The 18399-nt window shown below is 68.9% G+C and carries 18 protein-coding genes; 11 read left to right on the forward strand and 7 right to left on the reverse strand.

Annotated elements, in window-relative coordinates; translation table 11 throughout:
- Positions 1–22 precede the first annotated feature (22 nt).
- The 6 genes from OG555_RS32840 to OG555_RS32865 form a co-directional block, all read right to left on the reverse strand.
- A complete protein-coding gene (locus OG555_RS32840; protein WP_329476438.1) occupies positions 23–1060 on the reverse strand; it encodes an ABC transporter ATP-binding protein in 1038 nt (345 codons plus the stop codon).
- 118 nt (positions 1061–1178) lie between these two features.
- Complete coding sequence (locus OG555_RS32845; protein WP_329476439.1) at positions 1179–2189, reverse strand: ABC transporter ATP-binding protein; 1011 nt, start codon at positions 2187–2189, stop codon at positions 1179–1181.
- Positions 2179–3105, reverse strand: coding sequence for an ABC transporter permease (locus OG555_RS32850; protein WP_329476440.1), 927 nt, complete (start codon positions 3103–3105; stop codon positions 2179–2181). Before OG555_RS32850 ends, OG555_RS32845 begins: the two co-directional genes overlap by 11 nt.
- An 86-nt stretch (positions 3106–3191) precedes the next feature.
- The gene (locus tag OG555_RS32855) at positions 3192–4190 is read right to left on the reverse strand and encodes an ABC transporter permease (RefSeq protein ID WP_329476441.1); all 999 of its coding nucleotides are present in this window, start codon (positions 4188–4190) and stop codon (positions 3192–3194) included.
- Between the two features lie 40 nt (positions 4191–4230).
- Entirely contained in the window at positions 4231–5943 is a 1713-nt protein-coding gene (locus tag OG555_RS32860) for an ABC transporter substrate-binding protein (RefSeq protein ID WP_329476442.1), read from the reverse strand.
- Between the two features lie 31 nt (positions 5944–5974).
- The gene (locus OG555_RS32865; protein ID WP_329476443.1) at positions 5975–6907 is read right to left on the reverse strand and encodes an ROK family protein; all 933 of its coding nucleotides are present in this window, start codon (positions 6905–6907) and stop codon (positions 5975–5977) included.
- Positions 6908–7027: 120 nt separating this feature from the next.
- Between OG555_RS32865 and OG555_RS32870 the strand changes: the two genes are divergently transcribed.
- Together OG555_RS32870 and OG555_RS32875 are read left to right on the forward strand one after the other, a co-directional pair.
- A complete protein-coding gene (locus OG555_RS32870; protein ID WP_329476444.1) occupies positions 7028–8245 on the forward strand; it encodes an ROK family transcriptional regulator in 1218 nt (405 codons plus the stop codon).
- A gap of 100 nt (positions 8246–8345) precedes the next feature.
- Positions 8346–8765: a hypothetical protein gene (locus OG555_RS32875; protein WP_329476445.1), complete on the forward strand. Its 420-nt coding sequence runs from the start codon at positions 8346–8348 to the stop codon at positions 8763–8765.
- Here OG555_RS32875 and OG555_RS32880 read toward each other — a convergent pair.
- Positions 8754–9251, reverse strand: coding sequence for a winged helix-turn-helix transcriptional regulator (locus tag OG555_RS32880; protein ID WP_329476446.1), 498 nt, complete (start codon positions 9249–9251; stop codon positions 8754–8756). The genes OG555_RS32875 and OG555_RS32880 overlap by 12 nt on opposite strands.
- A 79-nt stretch (positions 9252–9330) precedes the next feature.
- Between OG555_RS32880 and OG555_RS32885 the strand changes: the two genes are divergently transcribed.
- The 9 genes from OG555_RS32885 (at position 9331) to OG555_RS32925 (ending at position 18399) form a co-directional block, all read left to right on the forward strand.
- A complete protein-coding gene (locus OG555_RS32885; protein ID WP_329476447.1) occupies positions 9331–9786 on the forward strand; it encodes a nuclear transport factor 2 family protein in 456 nt (151 codons plus the stop codon).
- 98 nt (positions 9787–9884) lie between these two features.
- Entirely contained in the window at positions 9885–10619 is a 735-nt protein-coding gene (locus OG555_RS32890) for an AfsR/SARP family transcriptional regulator (RefSeq protein ID WP_329476448.1), read from the forward strand.
- Positions 10620–10715: 96 nt separating this feature from the next.
- Complete coding sequence (locus OG555_RS32895) at positions 10716–11444, forward strand: hypothetical protein (protein WP_329476449.1); 729 nt, start codon at positions 10716–10718, stop codon at positions 11442–11444.
- A gap of 42 nt (positions 11445–11486) precedes the next feature.
- Positions 11487–12677, forward strand: a complete 1191-nt coding sequence (locus OG555_RS32900) for a hypothetical protein (RefSeq protein ID WP_329476450.1) — start codon at positions 11487–11489, stop codon at positions 12675–12677.
- Positions 12678–12690: 13 nt separating this feature from the next.
- Positions 12691–13137, forward strand: a complete 447-nt coding sequence (locus OG555_RS32905) for a hypothetical protein (RefSeq protein WP_329476451.1) — start codon at positions 12691–12693, stop codon at positions 13135–13137.
- A gap of 21 nt (positions 13138–13158) precedes the next feature.
- Complete coding sequence (locus tag OG555_RS32910) at positions 13159–13389, forward strand: hypothetical protein (protein ID WP_329476452.1); 231 nt, start codon at positions 13159–13161, stop codon at positions 13387–13389.
- Entirely contained in the window at positions 13386–16235 is a 2850-nt protein-coding gene (locus OG555_RS32915; protein WP_329476453.1) for a hypothetical protein, read from the forward strand. The genes OG555_RS32910 and OG555_RS32915 overlap by 4 nt, the downstream gene beginning before the upstream one ends.
- Entirely contained in the window at positions 16232–17908 is a 1677-nt protein-coding gene (locus tag OG555_RS32920) for a hypothetical protein (protein WP_329476454.1), read from the forward strand. Before OG555_RS32915 ends, OG555_RS32920 begins: the two co-directional genes overlap by 4 nt.
- Complete coding sequence (locus OG555_RS32925; protein WP_329476455.1) at positions 17905–18399, forward strand: hypothetical protein; 495 nt, start codon at positions 17905–17907, stop codon at positions 18397–18399. The genes OG555_RS32920 and OG555_RS32925 overlap by 4 nt, the downstream gene beginning before the upstream one ends.

Below are 18399 nucleotides of genomic sequence, written 5' to 3' on the forward strand. Positions count from 1 at the left end.
CAGCAGTAGACCAGGACGTCCGTCAGCTGACAGGGAAACCGGGGTCGGGTTCGGCGACGTGGCAGGCGGCGTCGTGGTCTTCGCCCAGGCGGCTGAGGACCGGCGTGACCTGGTGGCACTTGTCGACGACCAGCGGGCAGCGCCAGCGGAACCGGCAGCCGGGCGTCGGATCGATGACCTTCGGCGGCTCACCTGTGTCGCCTTCGACCGCCGCCGTCAGCGGTGCCCGCGGATCCGGGACCGCCCCGAGCAGGAGGTCCGTGTAGGGGTGCTTCGGGTTGGCCAGCACCGACTCCGCCGGACCGGACTCCACGATGTGACCGGCGTACATGATCATCAGCCGGTCCGCGACGTACCGCGCGCTCGCGATGTCGTGCGTGATGTAGAGGAACGACACGCCTTCGGAGCGGCGCAGCTCCGCCATCAGGTTGAGCAGGCCGATGCGGATCGACACGTCGAGCATCGAGACCGGCTCGTCGGCCAGGATGAGCTTGGGCTTGTGCGCCAGCGCCTGGGCGAACCCGATGCGCTGCCGCTGGCCGCCGCTGAGCTCGTACGGATAGCGGTTCATGATGTCGCCGGCCGGCGACAGTCCGACCGCCTCGATGACGCGCTCGGCTTCTTCGAGTCGCTGGGCTCTGTTCAGGTCGCGGCGGTGCAGCTTCAGGCTGCGCAAGACGCCGTGGGACACCCGGAAGGCGGGGTTGAGCGAGCTGAAGGGGTCCTGGAACACCATCGGTACGTCGCCACGGTAGGACAACTGATCCCGTCGCGACCCCATGCTCGACATGGGCCGGCCCTGGTAGTAGATCTCGCCGCTCGTCGGCCGGTAGACCCCGGCGAGCAGACGGGCGATGGTGCTCTTCCCGCTGCCGCTCTCGCCGGCCAGCGCGACGATCTCCTGCCGGCCGATGGTGAGATTTACATCGTCGACGGCGTGCAGCAGCTGCTTGGAGAGGCCGCGGCCGACCCGGAAATGCCGGCTCAGCTTCTTGGTCTCGAGCAGCGGCGCGTCGTCCGCATCGGTCGCTGCGATCTGGTCGGTGCTCACCGAGGTCATGGGGCCTCCCGGCCTGGACTGAGGAGTGTAGGGAGCGCAGCGACCGGAGCGACGAGGGAAGGCCGGGAGCCAAGGCCCCATGACCACGCCGGCGCCGAAGGCCCGGCCGAAAATACAGTCATGGTGTCGTCTCCCGGACGGGCTCTTCGGCCTGGATATGGCCGGGTGCGTGGAGGAGGCAACGAGCTTGCACGGGGCCGACCTGGTAGAGCTCGGGCGCGATCTTCGGGCAGTCCTCGAACGCCTTCGGGCAGCGCGGCTGGAAGCGGCAGCCGCTGGGCGGGTCGGCGAGGTTCGGCGGGCTGCCGGGAATCCCGGTCAGCGGCACCTTCGGCCCACGGATCGACGGGAAGGCGTCCAGCAGCCCGGCGCTGTACGGATGCGCGGGATGGTCGAAGACCGCGCGCGTGCTGCCGAACTCGACCACCTGGCCGGCGTACATCACCACGAGCTGGTCGGAGAAGTGGCTGATCAGCGACATGTCGTGGGTGACGAAGAGGACCGCGAATCCGAGTCGTCGCTGCAGTTCCTTGATCTGCACCATCAGGGACCGTTGCGCCACCACGTCGAGGGCCGAGGTCGGCTCGTCCATGATGATGAGGTCCGGCGTGAACAGCAGCGCCATCGCGATCATGGCCCGTTGCCGCATCCCGCCACTGAGCTGGTGCGGATAGCTCTGCAGGTGGATCGGGTCGATACCGACCAGCCGCAGGACCTCGGCCGGGCGATCGTCGGAGACCGGTTCGTCGTGCGCCATGATCGCGTCCTTGAACTGGCCGCCGATGCTCTTCACCGGGTTGAGCGCGTTCATCGCGCTCTGCATCACCACGGAGAAGTCGCGCCAGCGCAACGCGGCCAGCTTCTTCTCGCTCATCGCGACCAGGTTCTGGCCCTGGAACGTCACGCTGCCGCCGGTGATCGCGGCCGGAGGGCTCAGCAGCTGGGCGATGGCGAACAACAACGTCGACTTGCCGCAGCCCGACTCGCCGACCACGCCGACGAACTCACCCGCGTGTACGTCGAGATCCACCGCGTCGACCGCGACGACCGGACGATCGCCGCCGGTGTCGTACTCGACGGTGAGATCACGGACCTCGAGGATTCGCTTGCCCTCAGTGTTACTTGGCACGTCGCCTCCGAACCGGCCGCAGCGCGGGGTTGCTGATCTCGTCGAACGCGTAGTTGAGCAGGGCAAACGAAACACCGAGCAGCGCGACCGCCAGGCCCGGCGAGAGCGCCCACGCCGGCAGGCCGTTCACCAGGGCGCCCTGGTTCTGGGCCCAGTAGAGCATGGTGCCCCAGCTCAGCGAGTTGGGGTCGCCGAGACCGAGGAACTGCAGGCCGGCCGCGGTGAGGACCGCGTACAGCGCGGCGCCGAGGAAGTTCGCGACGATCAGCGAGATCATCGTCGGCAGCACTTCGACCACGATGATGTACGACGACCGCTCACCCCGGACCCGGGCCGACTCGAGGAAGTCCCGGTTGCGCAGCGACAGCGCCTGCGCGCGCATCTGGCGGGCGCCGTAGGACCAACCCGTCAGGATCAGCACGATGATGATCACCGTCAGATTGCCCTTACCGGCGTACGTCGCCAGCACGATGATCAGCGGGAACGTCGGCAGCACCAGGAAGATGTCGGTCAGCATCGAGAGCCCGTCGTCGGCGTAACCGCCGAGATACGCGGCCGAGACACCGATGATGACGGACAGGATCGTCGCGCCCAGACCCGCGACGACCGCGATGACCAGGGATTCGCGGGTGCTGTAGATGAGCTCGGCGTACACGTCCTGGCCGAGGCCCGTCGTACCGAGCCAGTGTTCGCTGGACGGTTTCGCCAGCGGCATGTCGCCGATCGCGCGCGGATCGCCGTGCAGCCAGGGGACGAAGAGGTGGGGGAACGCGGCGAGCAGGACGAAGAGGACGAGCAGGCCCACGCCGACCATGGCCTTGCGGTTGTGCAGGACGGCGCGGAACAGGCCGCCCCGGGGGCGGCGGGTCGCGGTCGGTGCTGCGGGCGCCGCGGCGCCGGTGACGATAGCGCTCATCGACGTCCTCGCTTCGCTCCGGGCGCCGATAAGCGCGATAAGCGGCTCTGCCGGATGGTGACTTCGCTTCGCTCACTCACTGGCGGTTACCCCTTCGTCCGGGCTCGCGGGTCGAGCAGGAACACCGCGAAGTCGCAGAGCAGGACACAGATCAGCACGGCCAGCGTCACCAGCAGGAACAGCGCCTGCAGGAGTGGGTAGTCCGTGCTCACGGTGGCGTTGTAGAACATGTAACCCAGGCCGGGGTAGTTGAACACGTACTCGACCAGGATCGTGCCGGAGATGACGAAGCCGAGCGACATCGCGAACCCGGACAGGTTGGGCAGGAACGCGTTCCGGCCGGCGTACCCGAACATGATCTTCCGGCTCGGGATTCCCTTGGCCCGGGCCATCCGGACGTAGTCCTCGGCCAGCGTGGTGACCATGTTGTTGCGCATGGTCAGGATCCAGCCACCGATCGCGGTGATCAGGATGGTTCCGGCCGGCAGGATGCCGTGCTTGAGCACGCTGCCGATGAACTCGGGGTTGAAGCCCGGCGTCAACCCCTGATCGTAGTTGAAGTCGTTGGGCAGGACCGGATGGCTGCCGATCGCGAACAACGAGATGAACAGCAGCGCGACCCAGAAGTACGGCAGCGCCGACGTCACGATGAAGAGCGGCGGCACGACCCCGTCGATCAGCCCGCCGCGACGCCAGCCGGCGATCGTGCCGATGAACGTGCCGATGAGGAACGCCAGGATGGTCGCGATGCCGACGAGGCCGACCGTCCACGGCAACGCGCTGCCGATCAGCGTGGTCACCGGGACACCGAGGCTGCTGCCGATCGACACGCCCCAGTGCCCGGTCACCATCGCCTTGAGGTACTCGATGTACTGCAGTGCGAGGTTCTTGTTCGGATCGAACCCGAACTCGGCCAGGACGGTCTGCAACTGCTCTGCCGTGACGACCGCGCCACCCTTGCTGAGCCGCTGCCGCAGCGCATCCTCCGGACTGCCGGGCATCATCCGCGGGATGAAGAAGTTCAGCGTCATCGCTGCCCAGAGAGTGAGCACGAAGAACCCGAGACGACGTATCAGGTACCGCACGACCACCAGCTCCTCGTGCTCACTCTCACGAATTCATTCCTTACTTCTGGGCCGACTTGGAGTACAGGTTCGTCAGAACCTGCCCGACGTCGGGCATGTTGTACGGCGCGGGCTGGGCGTAGGGGTCGTCCTGCGTCGGCCAGCCTTGGAGGTCCGTGGTGTTGTACTGGTACCAGTCGACCGACTCGGTCGTCGGGATGACCGGTACGTCCTTGATCATGTACCCGGAAATCTGCTTGACCAGCTTGACCTGGGTGTCCGGGTCGGCGCTGGCGTACTGGTCGAGCAGCTTGTCCACCTCGGGGTTGATGTACCGCGAGTAGTTGCTGTTCGCCTGCTTGCCGATCGGCGCCGTGTTCTTCGAGTACAGCAGCTGCCGCAGTTCGTAGTACGGCGTGGGTCCGCCGGTCTGGCTGGAGTAGGCGAGGTCGTAGTCACCGGTGTAGAGCTTCTGGTTGTACGACTGCTGCTGCAGGTCCTGGATGCTCAGCTCGACCCCGACGGCGGCGAGCTGCTGCTTCACGACCGCGAGGGACGCATCCCAGTCGGTGTAGCCGGTGACCGTGATGACACTGAGCTTGAGCGGGTTGGACGACGAGTATCCCGCGCTCTGCAGTAGTTGCTTCGCCTTGTCCGTGTTGGCCTTGCCGTAGCCGGCAGCGGTCAGCGCGCCCTGGTCGAAGTACTTGTCGAACGTCGGCGTGACCACGCCGCTCTGGTTCGCGGCCGGCTGGTAGCCGCTCTCACCGATCTTCGAGATCTGCTCGCGGTCGAGCGCGTACGCGAGCGCCTGCCGGACCGCCAGCTTGCTGGTCGCCGGGCGGGACGGATCGTTGTTCGGCACGAGTGCCACGTTCGCGGTCGGCGGGAACCAGTAGTTGTTGTCCGGCGACTTCGACTTGTAGAAGTTGTCGATGTTCGGGATGTATTGGCCGCCCCACTGCGCCTTACCGCTGGCGAGGTCGAGGTTGGCCGGGTTGTTGTCCAGGTAGGCCGGGTACTGGACCTTCTGGATGTACGGCTTGCCCGGCTGCCAGTAGGAGCCGTTGGCGGCGTAGGTGATGTTGTTGCTGGTGCAGGACTCAACCGTGTACGCGCCGGTGCCGACCGGCTTCGGGTTCGCCCAGGTGGCCGGCTTGGAGGCCGCCTCACCGGTGGACCAGATGTGCTTGGGCACGATGCCGACCTGGTTGGCGAAGTTGAAGAAGTACGGCTCGGCCGCCCCCTTGAACTTCATCGTGACCTTGTTGCCGGCCGCGGTGACGCTGGTCAGCCCGGCGCCGGTCCACAGCGCGTAGAGGTCGAGGGCCGGCTGCTGCTTCATCAGGTTGAACGTGTAGACCACGTCGTCGGCGCTGAACGGCTGCCCGTCGCTCCACTTCACACCGTCGCGGATGGTGAAGACGATTGAGTCCTTGGCCGGTGACCAGGTGAAGTCGGTGGCCAGCATCGGCGTGGTCGCTCCGGCCTTGAGCACGTTGACGAAGGTCAGCGGCTCGTAGACGAAGCCGAGCGCCTCCTGGTTGACCGCCGGGTTGAACGGGTTGAACTGGCACGACCAGGTCTGACCGCCCACGTTGGCGATCGTGACGGTGCCGCCCTTCTTGAACTGCCCTGCGCCGTTGCTCGCCGAGGACGACGGGTTGTTGCTGGACGACGTGCTCCCGACCGGCTTGTCACCGCCCCCACAGCCCGCGGCGGCCAGTACGCCGACCGCGATCGCCGTGCCGGCGATCCGTTTGATGCCCCTCATCGTCTCTGCCTTTCACTCCTCGAACTGATGGTCATGCGAATGCCTCCGCGCCGAGAACCGCACCCGCGGCCTCGACACCGAGGGCGAGTGCCCCCACCAGCGGCGCGTCCGAAGGGAATCGGGCCACTGTCAGCTCCGGTGGGAAGGGGACTGCCGCGTCGAGTGCCCGGCGCAGCTCTGGGGCGATCCGGTCCCACGCACCGACCAGTCCGCCGCCGACGACGATCCGGACCGGGTCGATGGCGATCGCCAGGTTGACGACATGCATCGCCAGTTCGCGATGGAACTCCGCCGCGAGTACGGCGGCGTCCGGCTGGGTCGATGCCATCGCGAAGACATCGGCCGCCGTGACCGGTCGCCCCAGCCGGGCGCTACCGGTTGTCTCGAGTGCCTGGCCACTGACGACATGCTCGAGGATCGTGCGCTCGTCGGCGCTGATCCAAACATCCGCGGCAGAGCGCAGGTTGTAGCCGATCTCGCCGGACGCGCCGTGCGCCCCGGAGATCACGGTGCCACCGGCAACGATCGCGGTCGCGAGGCCGGTGCCGAGATTGAGGTACAGGCCCGGATCGCAGCCGGTGAGCGCACCCCACCGCAGCTCGGCCGCGGCGGCTGCCTTCACGTCCGTCCCGAGCCGGACCGGGATGCCGGGGAAGGCGTCGCGGATCAGTTGCCCGAACGGCAGCTCACCCCAGCCGGGAAAGGTAGGTGCGAGCTCGACGCGGTCGTCGTACGGGATGCCGAGGGTGGCCGCGCCGACGCCGGCGAGCTCCTGGCCGGGCGCTACGTCGGTCAGCAGGTCGCGGCCCGCGCTGAGACCGCGCTCCATCGCCGCGGCTGCTCCGGCCTCGGCCAGAGTGTCGAGCTTCGTGACTCCGAGACGCCGGCCGGACAGGTCGCCGACGGCAACGGCGATCTTGGTCCCACCGAAGTCGAGTCCGAGGACGACCGGCGGACGAATCATGGACTGGCAACTCCTCGTGCCTACCAATAGAATCGATAGGAAACTAACTTAACAATCACCGTTGGCACAAGGGCTAACTGTGACTGCTGCTCGAAGCGTTATGGACGCAAGGGGGTCGATGTGACGGTAGTCGCCGGAGGTGCCTCCGCGGCGCGCCCGCAACTGATCCGAGCGATCAACGAGCAGGTCCTGCTGGAGCACATCCGGCGGTCCGGTCCGGTATCGCGGACCGAACTCTCCCAGCTCTCCGGGCTGTCCAAGCCGACGGTGTCGGCGGCGCTGACCACGATCGAGCGCGCCGGTCTGGTGCACGCGACCGGTCAGCGGACAGGCGTGCCCGGGCCGGCTGCGCGCCTGTACGAGGTGCGGCCGGAGGGGGGGTTCGTGCTCGGGCTCGATGTCGGGCGGGAGTTCCTGCGTGGCGCGATCGCCGACCTGGCCGGGAACACGCGCTGCCGGTTGAACGTGCGGACCAAGGCCGCGGACGCGATGGCGCGGATCCAGGAGCTCTCGGACCTGGCGGCGACGCTCGCGGCCGATGCGGGGATCACGGCCGGCCAGTTGACCCAAACCGTGATCGGCAGCCCCGGTGTGTACGACGCTCGGCTCGACGCGTTGACCCTGACCGGGCGACTGTCCGGGTGGGACTCGCCGGCGACACTGACCGCGCTGCGTGATCGCTTCGGGCCGTCGCTGATGATCGAGAACGACGTGGACGCAGCCGCGCTGGCGGAGCGGGTGCACGGCCACGGCCGGGACGTCGACAGCTTCGCGTTCGTCTCGGTCGGCACCGGGATCGGGATGGGGCTGGTGCTGGACGGCAAACTCCGGCACGGTTCACACGGGGTGGCCGGCGAGATCGGTTATCTGCCGTTCACCGAGGGCAGCGGAAGTGATCAGCGGGACGCTCGCAAGCGAGGCGGCTTCGACGCGTCGGCCTCAGCGGCAGCCGTGGTCCGGGCCGCGCGACGGGCCGGAGTGCGCGGGGCGGTGTCGGCCGAGAAGGTCTTCGCGGCGGCGGCGCGCGGCGATGCGGTCGCGGCCGGGGTGGTGGCCGAGGAGGCACTCCTCGTGGCGAAGGCGGTGTGCACCGTCATCACGGTCGTCGATCCCGAGCTGATCGTGCTGGGTGGCGGGATCGGCCAGGCGCCCGGCTTCCTCGAAGCCGTCGTCAACCAGGTCCGCATGCTCGCGCCGGTCGTTCCGGAGGTGAAGGCCAGCGTACTGGGCACCGAGACGGTCGTGGCCGGTTGCGTCGCGGCCGGCCTCGACCGAGCCTGGCAACGCCTGGTGGGCGAACTGGCGGTCCGGGCCGAGACAGCTCCGAACCTGGGTTGACCTTCGGCCGGGCGACGTCTCGTACCAGCGATCGAATCCATCCATCGCTGGTACGAACCCACGTCGGCGTCGTCCCCGGGCAGGCAACTAGGCTGGCGGCGTGGGCGATCAGGCGAACTGGCGTGCGGAACGGCGCGAGGCGGCCGCTGCGCAGGCCGCCGCGCTGGAGCGCCGGAAGGCAGGCGAGTCGGCGCAGGCGCGGGAACTGCTGGTCGGCTTCGTCAAGGAGATGCGGGCGCGGGGTGTGGAGCCCGAGCCGCTGCGAGCCCAGGTCGTGGGTTCGGGGGCGAGCTATCGGACCGGTGTCATCGGCTGGTATCTCCGTCGCAACCGCTCGTTGGGTGTCGACGTCGACGCCAACTTCTACATCCTCGGCGTTCCCGCCAGCCTGAAGTCCCGCCTCGCGGGCGTCGACATCCTTCCCTCCGACCCACCGCTCGTCGTCGGCCAGGGCGCCCGGGACGGCGAATCCATGCCGCTCAAGGAGCTGCTCCGCCTCCGGCTCGCATCAACGGCCTGAGAGAACTGTCGCGATCAGCGCGGTCCCCCGCGCTGTCCGACCCCCCGGTCCGGCCGACGGCGTGACGTCCTCAGCGGTCAGTGCGTCGCCGCACTCCGAGCAGCAGACCGTGGCCGTGGTGACCTTCCCACAGGTGGCGTGCGTGAAGGTCAGCGGCTGACCCGCGGGTGGCGTCGCCCAGCGATCACCCCAGGCGGTGAGCGTGAGGAGGATCGGCACGAGTTCCCGCCCGGCCTCGGTCAGCTCGTAGGCGTAACGGACCGGATTCTGCCGGTACGGCGTACGCACGACGAGGCCACCGTCCATCAGCGTGTTGAGCCGGTCGGTGAGGAGATTGCGGGAGATCCCGAGATCGGTGACGAACTGGTCGAAGCGGTCCAGACCAAGGTAGAGGTCGCGTAGCACCAGGGGCGTCCACCAGTCGCCGATGAGTTCGAGGGACTGGGCGAGCGAGCAGTGCATCGAGGCGAAGCTGGTGTTCCGCATGTCATCACTCTAGTCAGTTGCGTTATTGAACTCACTATCTCTACGGTGGAGGCGACGACCGACGAGGGGAGACTGGGGCATGTACCACCGGATCGTGGCGATGCAGGTGCGGAACGCCTTCGCCCAGATCAGCGCGGGGAACTGGGAGGCCATGGTGGCCGGGATGGCGCCGGCGTTCACCTACCGGTTCTACGGTGACCACGCGCTGTCCGGCGAGCGGCACACGCACGAGGCGCTCCGGCGCTGGTGGGAGCGTTGTTTCCGGTTGCTGCCGAACACCACCTTCGACGTCGAGGACATCCTGGTCGCCGGCTGGCCGTGGAACACCCGCGTGGCCACCGCCGTCACCGTCAACGTCGGCGTGGTCGACGGTTCGCGCTACCAGAACGTCGTCCACCAGTTCCTCCGGATCCGCTGGGGCAAGATCACCGAGGTCCGCACGCTGGAGGACACCGCCGTCCTCCAGAAGACCCTCGACCGCCTGGCCGCCGCCGGCTACGCAGAGGCGCACGCCGCCCCGATCACCGACCAGTGATGTTGCTGACGGCAACCAAACGCCGGGGGCTGTACCGCGGGCCGGCGGAGGTCTAACCTCGGAGAGGGCAATCTGATTGCGCACGTCGGGGGGACGCGATGGCGCTGCGGACGGGCATGCCGGTGATGCGGCTTGCGCTGTTGAGAGGTTTCGCACTCTGTGCGGACGACCGCACACTCACCCTGCCACAGAACGCCGAACGGCTGCTGACGTTCCTCGCGCTGAACGGCGGGACGCTGCGGCGCGACTACGTCGCCGGATCATTGTGGCCGGAGTCGGCCGAGGGCAATGCCGCCGCCAACCTGCGGACGGCGGTCTGGCGGATCCAGCAGGCCGGTGGTCGCGTACTCGACGCCACCCGGACCCGGCTGCACCTGGCCGAGGTCGTCGCGGTCGACGTCCTCGAGGCAACCGCCCTGGCGCTGTCCGTGGAGAGCCGGGCGGAGCCGGACGCCGGCGCCGAACTCCTGGATCTGCTGGACTCCGAGCTCCTGCCCGATTGGTACGAGGAGTGGCTGCCCCCGTATCGGGAGCGGTGGCGGCAGACCAGACTCCACTCGCTCGAGAGCCTGGCGTTGCGGATGGCGCGGGCAGGTCGATTCGCTGTCGCGGTCGACGCCGCGCTGGCCGCCGTACGGGCCGAGCCGCTGCGGGAGAGCGCGAACCGGTGCCTGATCCAGGTCCACCTCGCCGAAGGCAACGTCTACGAGGCGCGGCGGGTGCTGGAGCTGCATCGGCAGGCGATCCGGGCCGACCTCGGGATCGAGCCATCGGCGCAACTGGTCGCGCTGGTCAGCGGTTCACGGCACAACGGAGCGTTGACGATGCGATGACGCAGGGCGAGGACCGTTGACCCAAGGGGCGTGACCGGACGTCCCGGGACGGCTGGGGGGGACCAGCATGGGCATCGAGCGGCGAGCCGGCCGGGCGTGATGGATCCAGCCGACCAGGTCCTGCTGCGGCTCGCCGACCCCGCTGCCCGCCCGACACTCCTGGACGCCGACGCGCTGCTCCAGCTGGCCGTCACCTGCTACGCCGTCGACCCGGCGGCCGTGACCGGCCCGACGACGGCTGTCTACGACCGGTTCGACCTCGCGGTCGCGCTGCCGGTGGAGACCTCCCTCTCCGCCCGGCTGATGCGCGCCGGTGACGCACTCCCCTGGGACGTCACCGCGGCTTGGGACACCGGCCGGCCACCCACCCCGGGTGCGGACGCTGTCATGGTGGGCAGCCTGGCCGTCCGTACCGCGGGGGTGGGTGGGCTGATCGAGGCCGTCGACGTGACCGAAGTCCCGGTCACCGGGAACTTCACCGCCGCACTCGGTGTCACCCTGCAGCTGAGCGCGCCCCCGAACGGCGGGGGAGGCGCACCACCTCTCGTCCTGCCGGTCGTGGTCGCGTTCCTGGTCGATGACGGGACCTCCCCGCGCGACCTGCTGCGCGCCACCGCCGCCGCCCGCCGGGTCGCTCGTTCCTACCCCTCACCGTCGCCCCCTGACGATGCACCGGCCCGCCGCGCCGATCGTGCCGTCTGCTGGCTCGTGCCCGCGGCGACCTTCGAGGACGACGGCTGGCCCGGCGGTACGACGGCGGACGCGCGGCTGGCCGCGGCGCGCGCCTGGCTCGGCCCGCAGGGCATCGCCGTCGTCGTCACCTGACCATCCGACCGCACCACCCACCCCGAGACTCCGGAGGACTGCATGAGCACCCTGGTGCAACCGGCGTACCCGTACGTGAACGTGACCATCGACACCAGTGCCCTGGTCCCCACCGCACAACGCAACCCCGGCGTGGTCGCCGTCGTCGGTAACGCGGCGGCCGGCGCGTCCGCGCCGGCCGCGACCCCGGTCGAGGTCACCGACCACGCGTCGATCATGAGCTCCTTCGCCAGTGGTACGACGGCCAACGCGCTGACCCGGAGCCTGGACCTCGTCCTCGCCCAGGACCCACGGCCGAGCAAGGTGTACGGCGTACGCACGGCGACCGACGATGCCTACGCCGAGGCGCTGGCCGGTCTCGACGCCGCGGACGACGTCACGTTCGTCGCGCTCGCGGGCGAGACCACGGTCGGTACGGCGACCAGCGGCGCGACCGCGGCCACCGGGCTGATGGCGCTGAAGGAGCACGTCGAGACCGCGTCGGCCGCCGGCAGCAAACGGATCGCGGTCGCGATGATCGACCCGGCCACCCCGCGGTCGGCGACCTACGTCACGGACGTCCTGGCCACCGACGGTCCCTTGCGCAGCGACTCCGGCCGGATGGTCCTGGTCGCCGCCCGCGGAGCGACTCTCGACCCGACCAGTACGACGGCCACCGCCGACGCCGCCGCGGCCGTGATGGGCGCGATCGCCGGGTACCCGCCGGGGACCAGCGTCGTCCTCAAGCAGGTCCGTGGCTTCACGATGCCGGTGACCACTCAATACACGCCGGCCGAGATCACCGGGCTGGCCGGGCAGGGCGTCATCCCGCTCGTCGATCCGGCGCTGATCCCCGGCTCCGGTCTGTACCTCGGCGACGGCGGGCTGTTCTCCAGTGACGCGGCCCGCAACTACGTCGACCTGCTGACGCTGCTCGACCAGCTCGAGTTCTCGCTGCGGGCCGGGCTGATCGGGGCGATCGGCGACACGTCGATCACCAAGGCCGGGCTGACCGCGATCCGGGTCCGGATCGAAGGCATCGTCGGGCCGTTCGTGGCGTCGGGTGCGATCGACTCGTTCGTGGCCTCGATCCCGCTGCTGGCGATCCTGTCGATCCCCGAGAACGCCCGGTCCGCCGCCGACACCGCCCGGCTGGTGACCGCGCGCCAGACCCGCCAGGTCGACGTGACGCTGCTGGCCGAGATCGCGTCGATCATCCATCAGCTCGACGTCATTCTGAAGCCGCATTTCTGAGGCAGGAGCAGCGATGACCATCACGCAGTCCGACTGGAAGACCAGGCTGGGCGTCCGGATCACCGTCGACGGGAACGAGACCCGGGTCTTCCTCGCGCAGTCCTACGTCCCGACGTTCGGGACCAGTGCCGAACCGCTGCACTCGATCGAGCGCACCCACGTGGGAGTGGTCGCGACACCACAGTCGCTGACCTTCACGCTGTCGGTCACCGCGATCGGGCCCGCCGCGGCCGAGCTCACCGCGCTCGCGTTGCGCGGTGACCCGTTCGAGATCGTGCTGCTCGAGCAGGAAGGCGATGACTGGTCGTTCTCCACGATCGTGCTGTCGCAGTGCTACATCACCAGCGCCGCGCCCGGTTCGGCCACCGTCAGCGGCGCGCCGGTCGCGACCTTCTCCGGCTTCTCGCTCGCCGCCGCCGTCACCGACACCGCCGGCTCGACCACGAAGGCACCGCAGTAAGTACAGACCAGGGGAGTCGTGATGCAGGAGCCGCGAATCACCGAGCGCACCGGCCTGGTGGTCGTCAGCGCGGGTGAGCTGGTGATACCCGGGCCGGACAGCAAGGCCGTCCTGGCGCGGATCCAGGACGACGGGCTCGTGCTCGAGTTCCCGGTCGAGGTGGAGATCCGGATCGTCCCCGCATGCGATCCCGAGGACCACGTGAACATGACGCTGGCCCAGCTCACGGCGGCCCTGGAGGCGCTGTCGTGACGACGGTCCGGATGCCCGTCCGGGTGCGGGTCGAGGTCACCGAGGACAGGGTCGACGACGACCTCGTGTGGCTGGTCACGGACGCCGTAGACGCTGCCCTCGGCCGGGCCGTCGACCGGGCGCTGACCGTGCGGATCGTCAGCGAGGCAAAGGATTGCCGGGCCGCGCCGACCGCGATCTGCTTCAGTGGCGATCCACTGCCCGGGCGGGTGGCCGGTGCGCTGGAGGAGTCGTTGCTGACCAGCGTCGACCTCGCAGTCGCTCGGCTGTCCCGGCGTACGACGACCGCCGGAGACGAGCCGGACGAGTCCGGCGAGGGCGAGGTCCGGGACGACGATCGCGTCCAGCTGGGTGCGGCCGGTGATGCCTACCTGGTCCCGTACTACGACCAGAACGCGGCCCACATCAGTATGCGATTGGACGGTCTGCCGCGAGAACGCGACACGTCCGCCGGCCGGAGACCACGGCGACGGCTGTCCAGATTCCAGAACTCCGCTCAGGTGTGGGCCGAGGTCGTTCGGCGCTCCGGTGGCGCACCGCCGGACTCGATCGCCGTCGTCGGCGCGCCCGCTTCCGGGGAGGGCGCTTTCGTGGCGTTCTTCGCGTTCGACGGCGAGCGCGCCCGGCAGCTGGACGGCATGCAGCTGCAGGTCTGGGACTTCAAGAGTGGAGACCGCCAAGCCCAGCTCACGGACAACATCGGCCTCGTGAGCGCGGATCAGTGGAGTCTCTACGGCCAGGCCAGTGGAGCGGCGCAGGTGTTCGACCTATTCGTCGAGGCGATGATGGTCGAGTTGCGGCAGGAGGCCGGCGGTGGCGCTGACCAGGCAGAGCTGAGACGACAGGCCGAGCGCAAGATCAAGCGGCTTCCGGACTGGGCCCGGGTCAAGGACACGCTGTATCTCTACCAATTGACGGCGGACGGCAGCCCGGTCTGGATCGGCGCGGCCGACCCGCGGCTACCGCGCGGACCGGTCGACGTCCTGGTGCTCAGTGAGGACGACCCGGACGCCCCGAAGGACACGTACGGCAAGTGTCCACCGCTCAACGCCGACGAGCCGTTCAGCTGGCTGGGGATGTTCGGTCTCCTGCACGACTCTCCGTCCACGCCGGACACTCCGTTCCTCGGCGAGCAGGACATCGCGCTGTGGCCGCACCACATCTCCGTCCGGCTGAGCCACAAGGTGGCGGAGGTCGCGGGCCTGTTGCACATGTCGCCGGGCAACTATGTCGGCGGCTTCCTGATCGCGGCGATGGTGCACATCGACCGCAGTTGCCGGACCCTCGTGCGCAATCACGCACCGATGGCGCCGCAGTTGCGGAACATGGCAGCCGCCTTCGGGGCGATCAAGGACCTGGAGCGCGAGTACATCACCCACATGCTCAGCCAGGACGACAAGCATCGCTTGCGATGCCCGATCGCCGGCCACGCCGCCGAGTGGGTGGCCGCCTTCGCGGGCGTCTTCGGCTCGGCCCGTGACGACGCGGTGGCCTCGATGTTCGTCACCCAGTGCCAGGACGTGCTCCTGCAAGTGCTCCTCGCCAGCGGCGACGAACTCAGCAAGCGCGCCCAGAACTTCAAGTCGTACATGGCGATGACGCGGGTGCTGCTCACCGTCATGCTCGCGGACCTGCCCGAGCTGATGAGGTTGCGGCAGGCGCTGCTCGACGAGCTACAGCGGGAGCGGGTGATGGCCATAGGCATCCCCGGGGGACTCACCGCCGGGTGGATCGCCATGACCGGGCAGGTGATCGGCTCTCTCACCCCGGACCCCGACGCGCCTGAGCCTGAGGCCGGGACCGTCGCTCCGTTCAAGAACGGCCCGAAGGTGTACGACGGCCGGGGGCGCTGGTGGACCCTGGCCGAGCTGGACGCTGTGCTCTCGGCCGCGCGCCAGCAGGTGACGGCGATCGATCCTGTGCTGGACAAGGTCCCCGAGGTCGAAGACCTGGTCGAGAAGCTGAGGGCGGCACAGGTGCTGGACGCCTATGCGTCGACCGCTGCCGGCCACGCCCTCACCACGGCGGTCGACGACATCTTCAAGAGCCTGCTCACCGACCTGATCAAGGAGAACGAGCACTGGCAGCGCAAGGCGGCCGCCGACCGGAAGTATGCCTTCGGCCTGGCCAACTTCAGCCCTGACGACAAGGGTGCCGAGACCGACATCGGCGCCAAGCTGTCCGGTATCCACAAGATCGCCGCCGAACGGCTCCGGCCGGCTTTCACCGATGAGGAGGCCTACGTCACTGGAATGGCGCGGCTCGCCGAGACGGAGATCGGCAAGGCCGAACTGTTCGAGATCCTCAACCTGGTCGGAATGACCGTGCTGGCCGTCGTCTGCGCACCGCTCGCGTTCGCGGTCGGCGCGGTCCAGGCCGTCGAAGGACTGGAGACCGCATTCGAGCACCGCGACCTGCAGCGCGCGATGCTGGACGCCGACGACATTCTGTCGAAGGCGCAGGTCGAGGCCGAGATGTGGGCGGCGGTCATCAACGCCGCGCTCACCGTGCTGCCCGAGATCCCGTCCGCGGTCCGCGGCGCCCGGAGCGCCGGGAGTTCGCTGATCAAGCGGGAGGCGACCGAGGCGGCGGTGGCCGCCACCCAGCAGGCGATGCGCAACATCGCGAAGCGGCTGGCCGAGCTGAGTCTGGAGCACTTCACGGTCGAGTTCACCAAACAGCTGACGCAGGGCTACCTGATCAACCTGGCGCTCTCGAAGGCGATGAACCGGATCACCGACGCGGTCGCCCACCAGGTGGCCGTCACCGGCGAGGCCACGATCGGCGACCTGGGTGGCGTGCTGGACCTGGCGATCGAAGGGTCGCCGGAGGGAGGGACACCGTGAACTTCCTCCGCGGTACCAAGTTCGAGGCGCAGATCCGGTTGAACCTGAAGGGACACCCCGTGGTCGAGGCCTTCGCCGCCCGGTTCGACGTACCGCACGAGCGGGCGCAGCACGTGGTCATCGAGTCCGTGATCGACGCGATGGAGCTGCTGGGTTCGGAGTACGTGATGAAGATGAACCGCGTCGTCGGCCGGATGACCCAGCTGCGCGAGGCCATCCACTTCGTCTACGAGCGGGTGCTGACCGGATCGCTCGAGGACATCGACACCGAGGGGATGGGGCAGAACTTCGCCGACCTGCGCGCGGAGACCCGGAAGCTGGTCGATCCGAAGACGTGGGCCGAGACCGAAGGCGCCGCGCTCCCTCCGCTCCCGCCGCTGCCGCATACGCCGCCACCCGGTGTCACGATCGAACCCATCAGGCCGCCGGTGACCACCGAGCCGGCCGTCCCCGCCACGCGGCAACGTGGCCGGCGTCGCCACGAGCCGCAGTACCCCGGCGCTCGTCCCGGCCTCGCCGACCGGCCGACCCGGGCACCGCGCAAGGGCGACCTCATCCCGGGGCGCGGCGGGAAGAGATGGGGCGAACAGATCGCCACGATCACGAAGGAGATCGACGCCGAGGGCCTGCTGTGGCACTGGCCTGACCTGAAGGACGACGTCGTCCTGCACTTCCCCGAGTACGGCTACCGGGTCTGGAAGGAGCATGGCACCGGAGCGGTCGTCGAGGAGCTGCTGACCGGCCCGAGTGTGACGAAGGGCCGGGGGCTGACTCGGGGCGAGGACGTCTTGTTCACCGCCGGGGACGTGAGCGAGGCGTACCGCGCGGCGAAGACGGAGCGCGCGCACGGTGCCGCGTCACCCGGCCTCGGCCTGGACGCGCCGTACGGCGTCGCCCACGCGGTACGGCGGATCAACCAGTGGCTGGAGAGGAGCGGGGTCGAGATGTGGGCGCGCAGATTGCGGGACAACGCCGAGTCCGGGGTCGAGTACCTGTGGACCACGCGGACGCAGAAGCGCGGACAGACGCTGGCAAGCCGTGAGTACACCCTCAGCGCGGTCGTCGACGGGCAGATTCATGAGCTGTACGTCTTCGAGACGAGCGTGCCGGCCGGCTCCGCGCCGAGCGATACCAATGTCGACTTCAAGCTGGTCGGGGCCTCACCGGCCGCGGAGGTGTACGGCGCGCCGGTGACGCGGAAGAGCCGGGCAGCGATCGAGTCCGCGGCGCAGTCGGGAACTGACAGCCGGCACTTGATCGAACGGGTCGAGCCGCCGAAGGTCCTGGTCGAAGCACTCGGCCGGACCTCGCGGACGACGCAGGACCTCGCGCATCCCGCCGTACAGCGGACCGGTGAGCGGCTCGACAACCTCGCGACGCTGCTCGAAGGAAAGGAAGTGGAGCGACGCGGACGGACGGAGCTGGTCGGCGCGAAGTTGCTGAAGCGCGCGTTCGAATCCGAGGACAGCCATCTGATCGAGGCGATCGACGCGCTGACCAACGTCGTCCAGGATCTCCAGCGCGACATCACGACGGGTCATGCCGATCCGGCCCGGCTCGCCCGGATCGACGCCGTGGTCAAGGCGTTCCACGATCGCGCCGCTCGCTGGACCGACAAGGTGACCGCCGCGGACGTCCTCGCACTCATCCGCCAGCTCAAGGCACTGCGATGACGAGCAGCTTCGCGCCGTACCTGCACACCCCGAGCGCGGTGTTGTTCGACGGAGTTGTGCCGGTGCCACTGTGGGCGGTGACCCAGTTGTCGATCGATTCGACGTTCTCGGTTCCGGCGATCGGTGGGACGAGCCGACGGGTCGCGCTGCCCGCGCACGACGACTCCATCGGACTCAACGCGGTCCTGATCGGGCCGTTGCGGATGGAGTGGAAGACGGCACTGGAGAACATCGCGGAGGCGAGCCGCTACGGCACTGTGCTGTCCCCGAAGACCGGCGGTCTCGGCACTGGGCTGGTCCTGGTCTCGAGCGCGACCGTGCGGACCAACCTGGCCGTCCAGTCGCTGTCGTTCAGCTTCACGGCAGCTCGCCGGGACACCATCGACGTGACCATGCGGCTGGTCCACCTGCCGCCCCCGGGCAGCCTCACCCGGCTCATCGATGTCACTGCGATCGGGGTCGGCGCACTCACCGACGTCCTGCCGTTCTGA

The organism is Kribbella sp. NBC_01484 (assembly GCF_036227145.1).
Taxonomy (GTDB): domain Bacteria; phylum Actinomycetota; class Actinomycetes; order Propionibacteriales; family Kribbellaceae; genus Kribbella.

Excerpts from the sequence above, each read along its gene's own strand:
- OG555_RS32840 (WP_329476438.1), bottom strand. The coding sequence starts at position 1,060 with ATGACCTCGGTGAGCACCGACCAGATCGCAGCGACCGATGCGGACGAC.
- OG555_RS32850 (WP_329476440.1), bottom strand. The coding sequence starts at position 3,105 with ATGAGCGCTATCGTCACCGGCGCCGCGGCGCCCGCAGCACCGACCGCG.
- OG555_RS32860 (WP_329476442.1), bottom strand. The coding sequence starts at position 5,943 with ATGAGGGGCATCAAACGGATCGCCGGCACGGCGATCGCGGTCGGCGTA.
- OG555_RS32865 (WP_329476443.1), bottom strand. The coding sequence starts at position 6,907 with ATGATTCGTCCGCCGGTCGTCCTCGGACTCGACTTCGGTGGGACCAAG.
- OG555_RS32880 (WP_329476446.1), bottom strand. The coding sequence starts at position 9,251 with ATGCGGAACACCAGCTTCGCCTCGATGCACTGCTCGCTCGCCCAGTCC.
- OG555_RS32885 (WP_329476447.1), top strand. The coding sequence starts at position 9,331 with ATGTACCACCGGATCGTGGCGATGCAGGTGCGGAACGCCTTCGCCCAG.
- OG555_RS32890 (WP_329476448.1), top strand. The coding sequence starts at position 9,885 with ATGGCGCTGCGGACGGGCATGCCGGTGATGCGGCTTGCGCTGTTGAGA.
- OG555_RS32900 (WP_329476450.1), top strand. The coding sequence starts at position 11,487 with ATGAGCACCCTGGTGCAACCGGCGTACCCGTACGTGAACGTGACCATC.
- OG555_RS32905 (WP_329476451.1), top strand. The coding sequence starts at position 12,691 with ATGACCATCACGCAGTCCGACTGGAAGACCAGGCTGGGCGTCCGGATC.
- OG555_RS32910 (WP_329476452.1), top strand. The coding sequence starts at position 13,159 with ATGCAGGAGCCGCGAATCACCGAGCGCACCGGCCTGGTGGTCGTCAGC.
- OG555_RS32925 (WP_329476455.1), top strand. The coding sequence starts at position 17,905 with ATGACGAGCAGCTTCGCGCCGTACCTGCACACCCCGAGCGCGGTGTTG.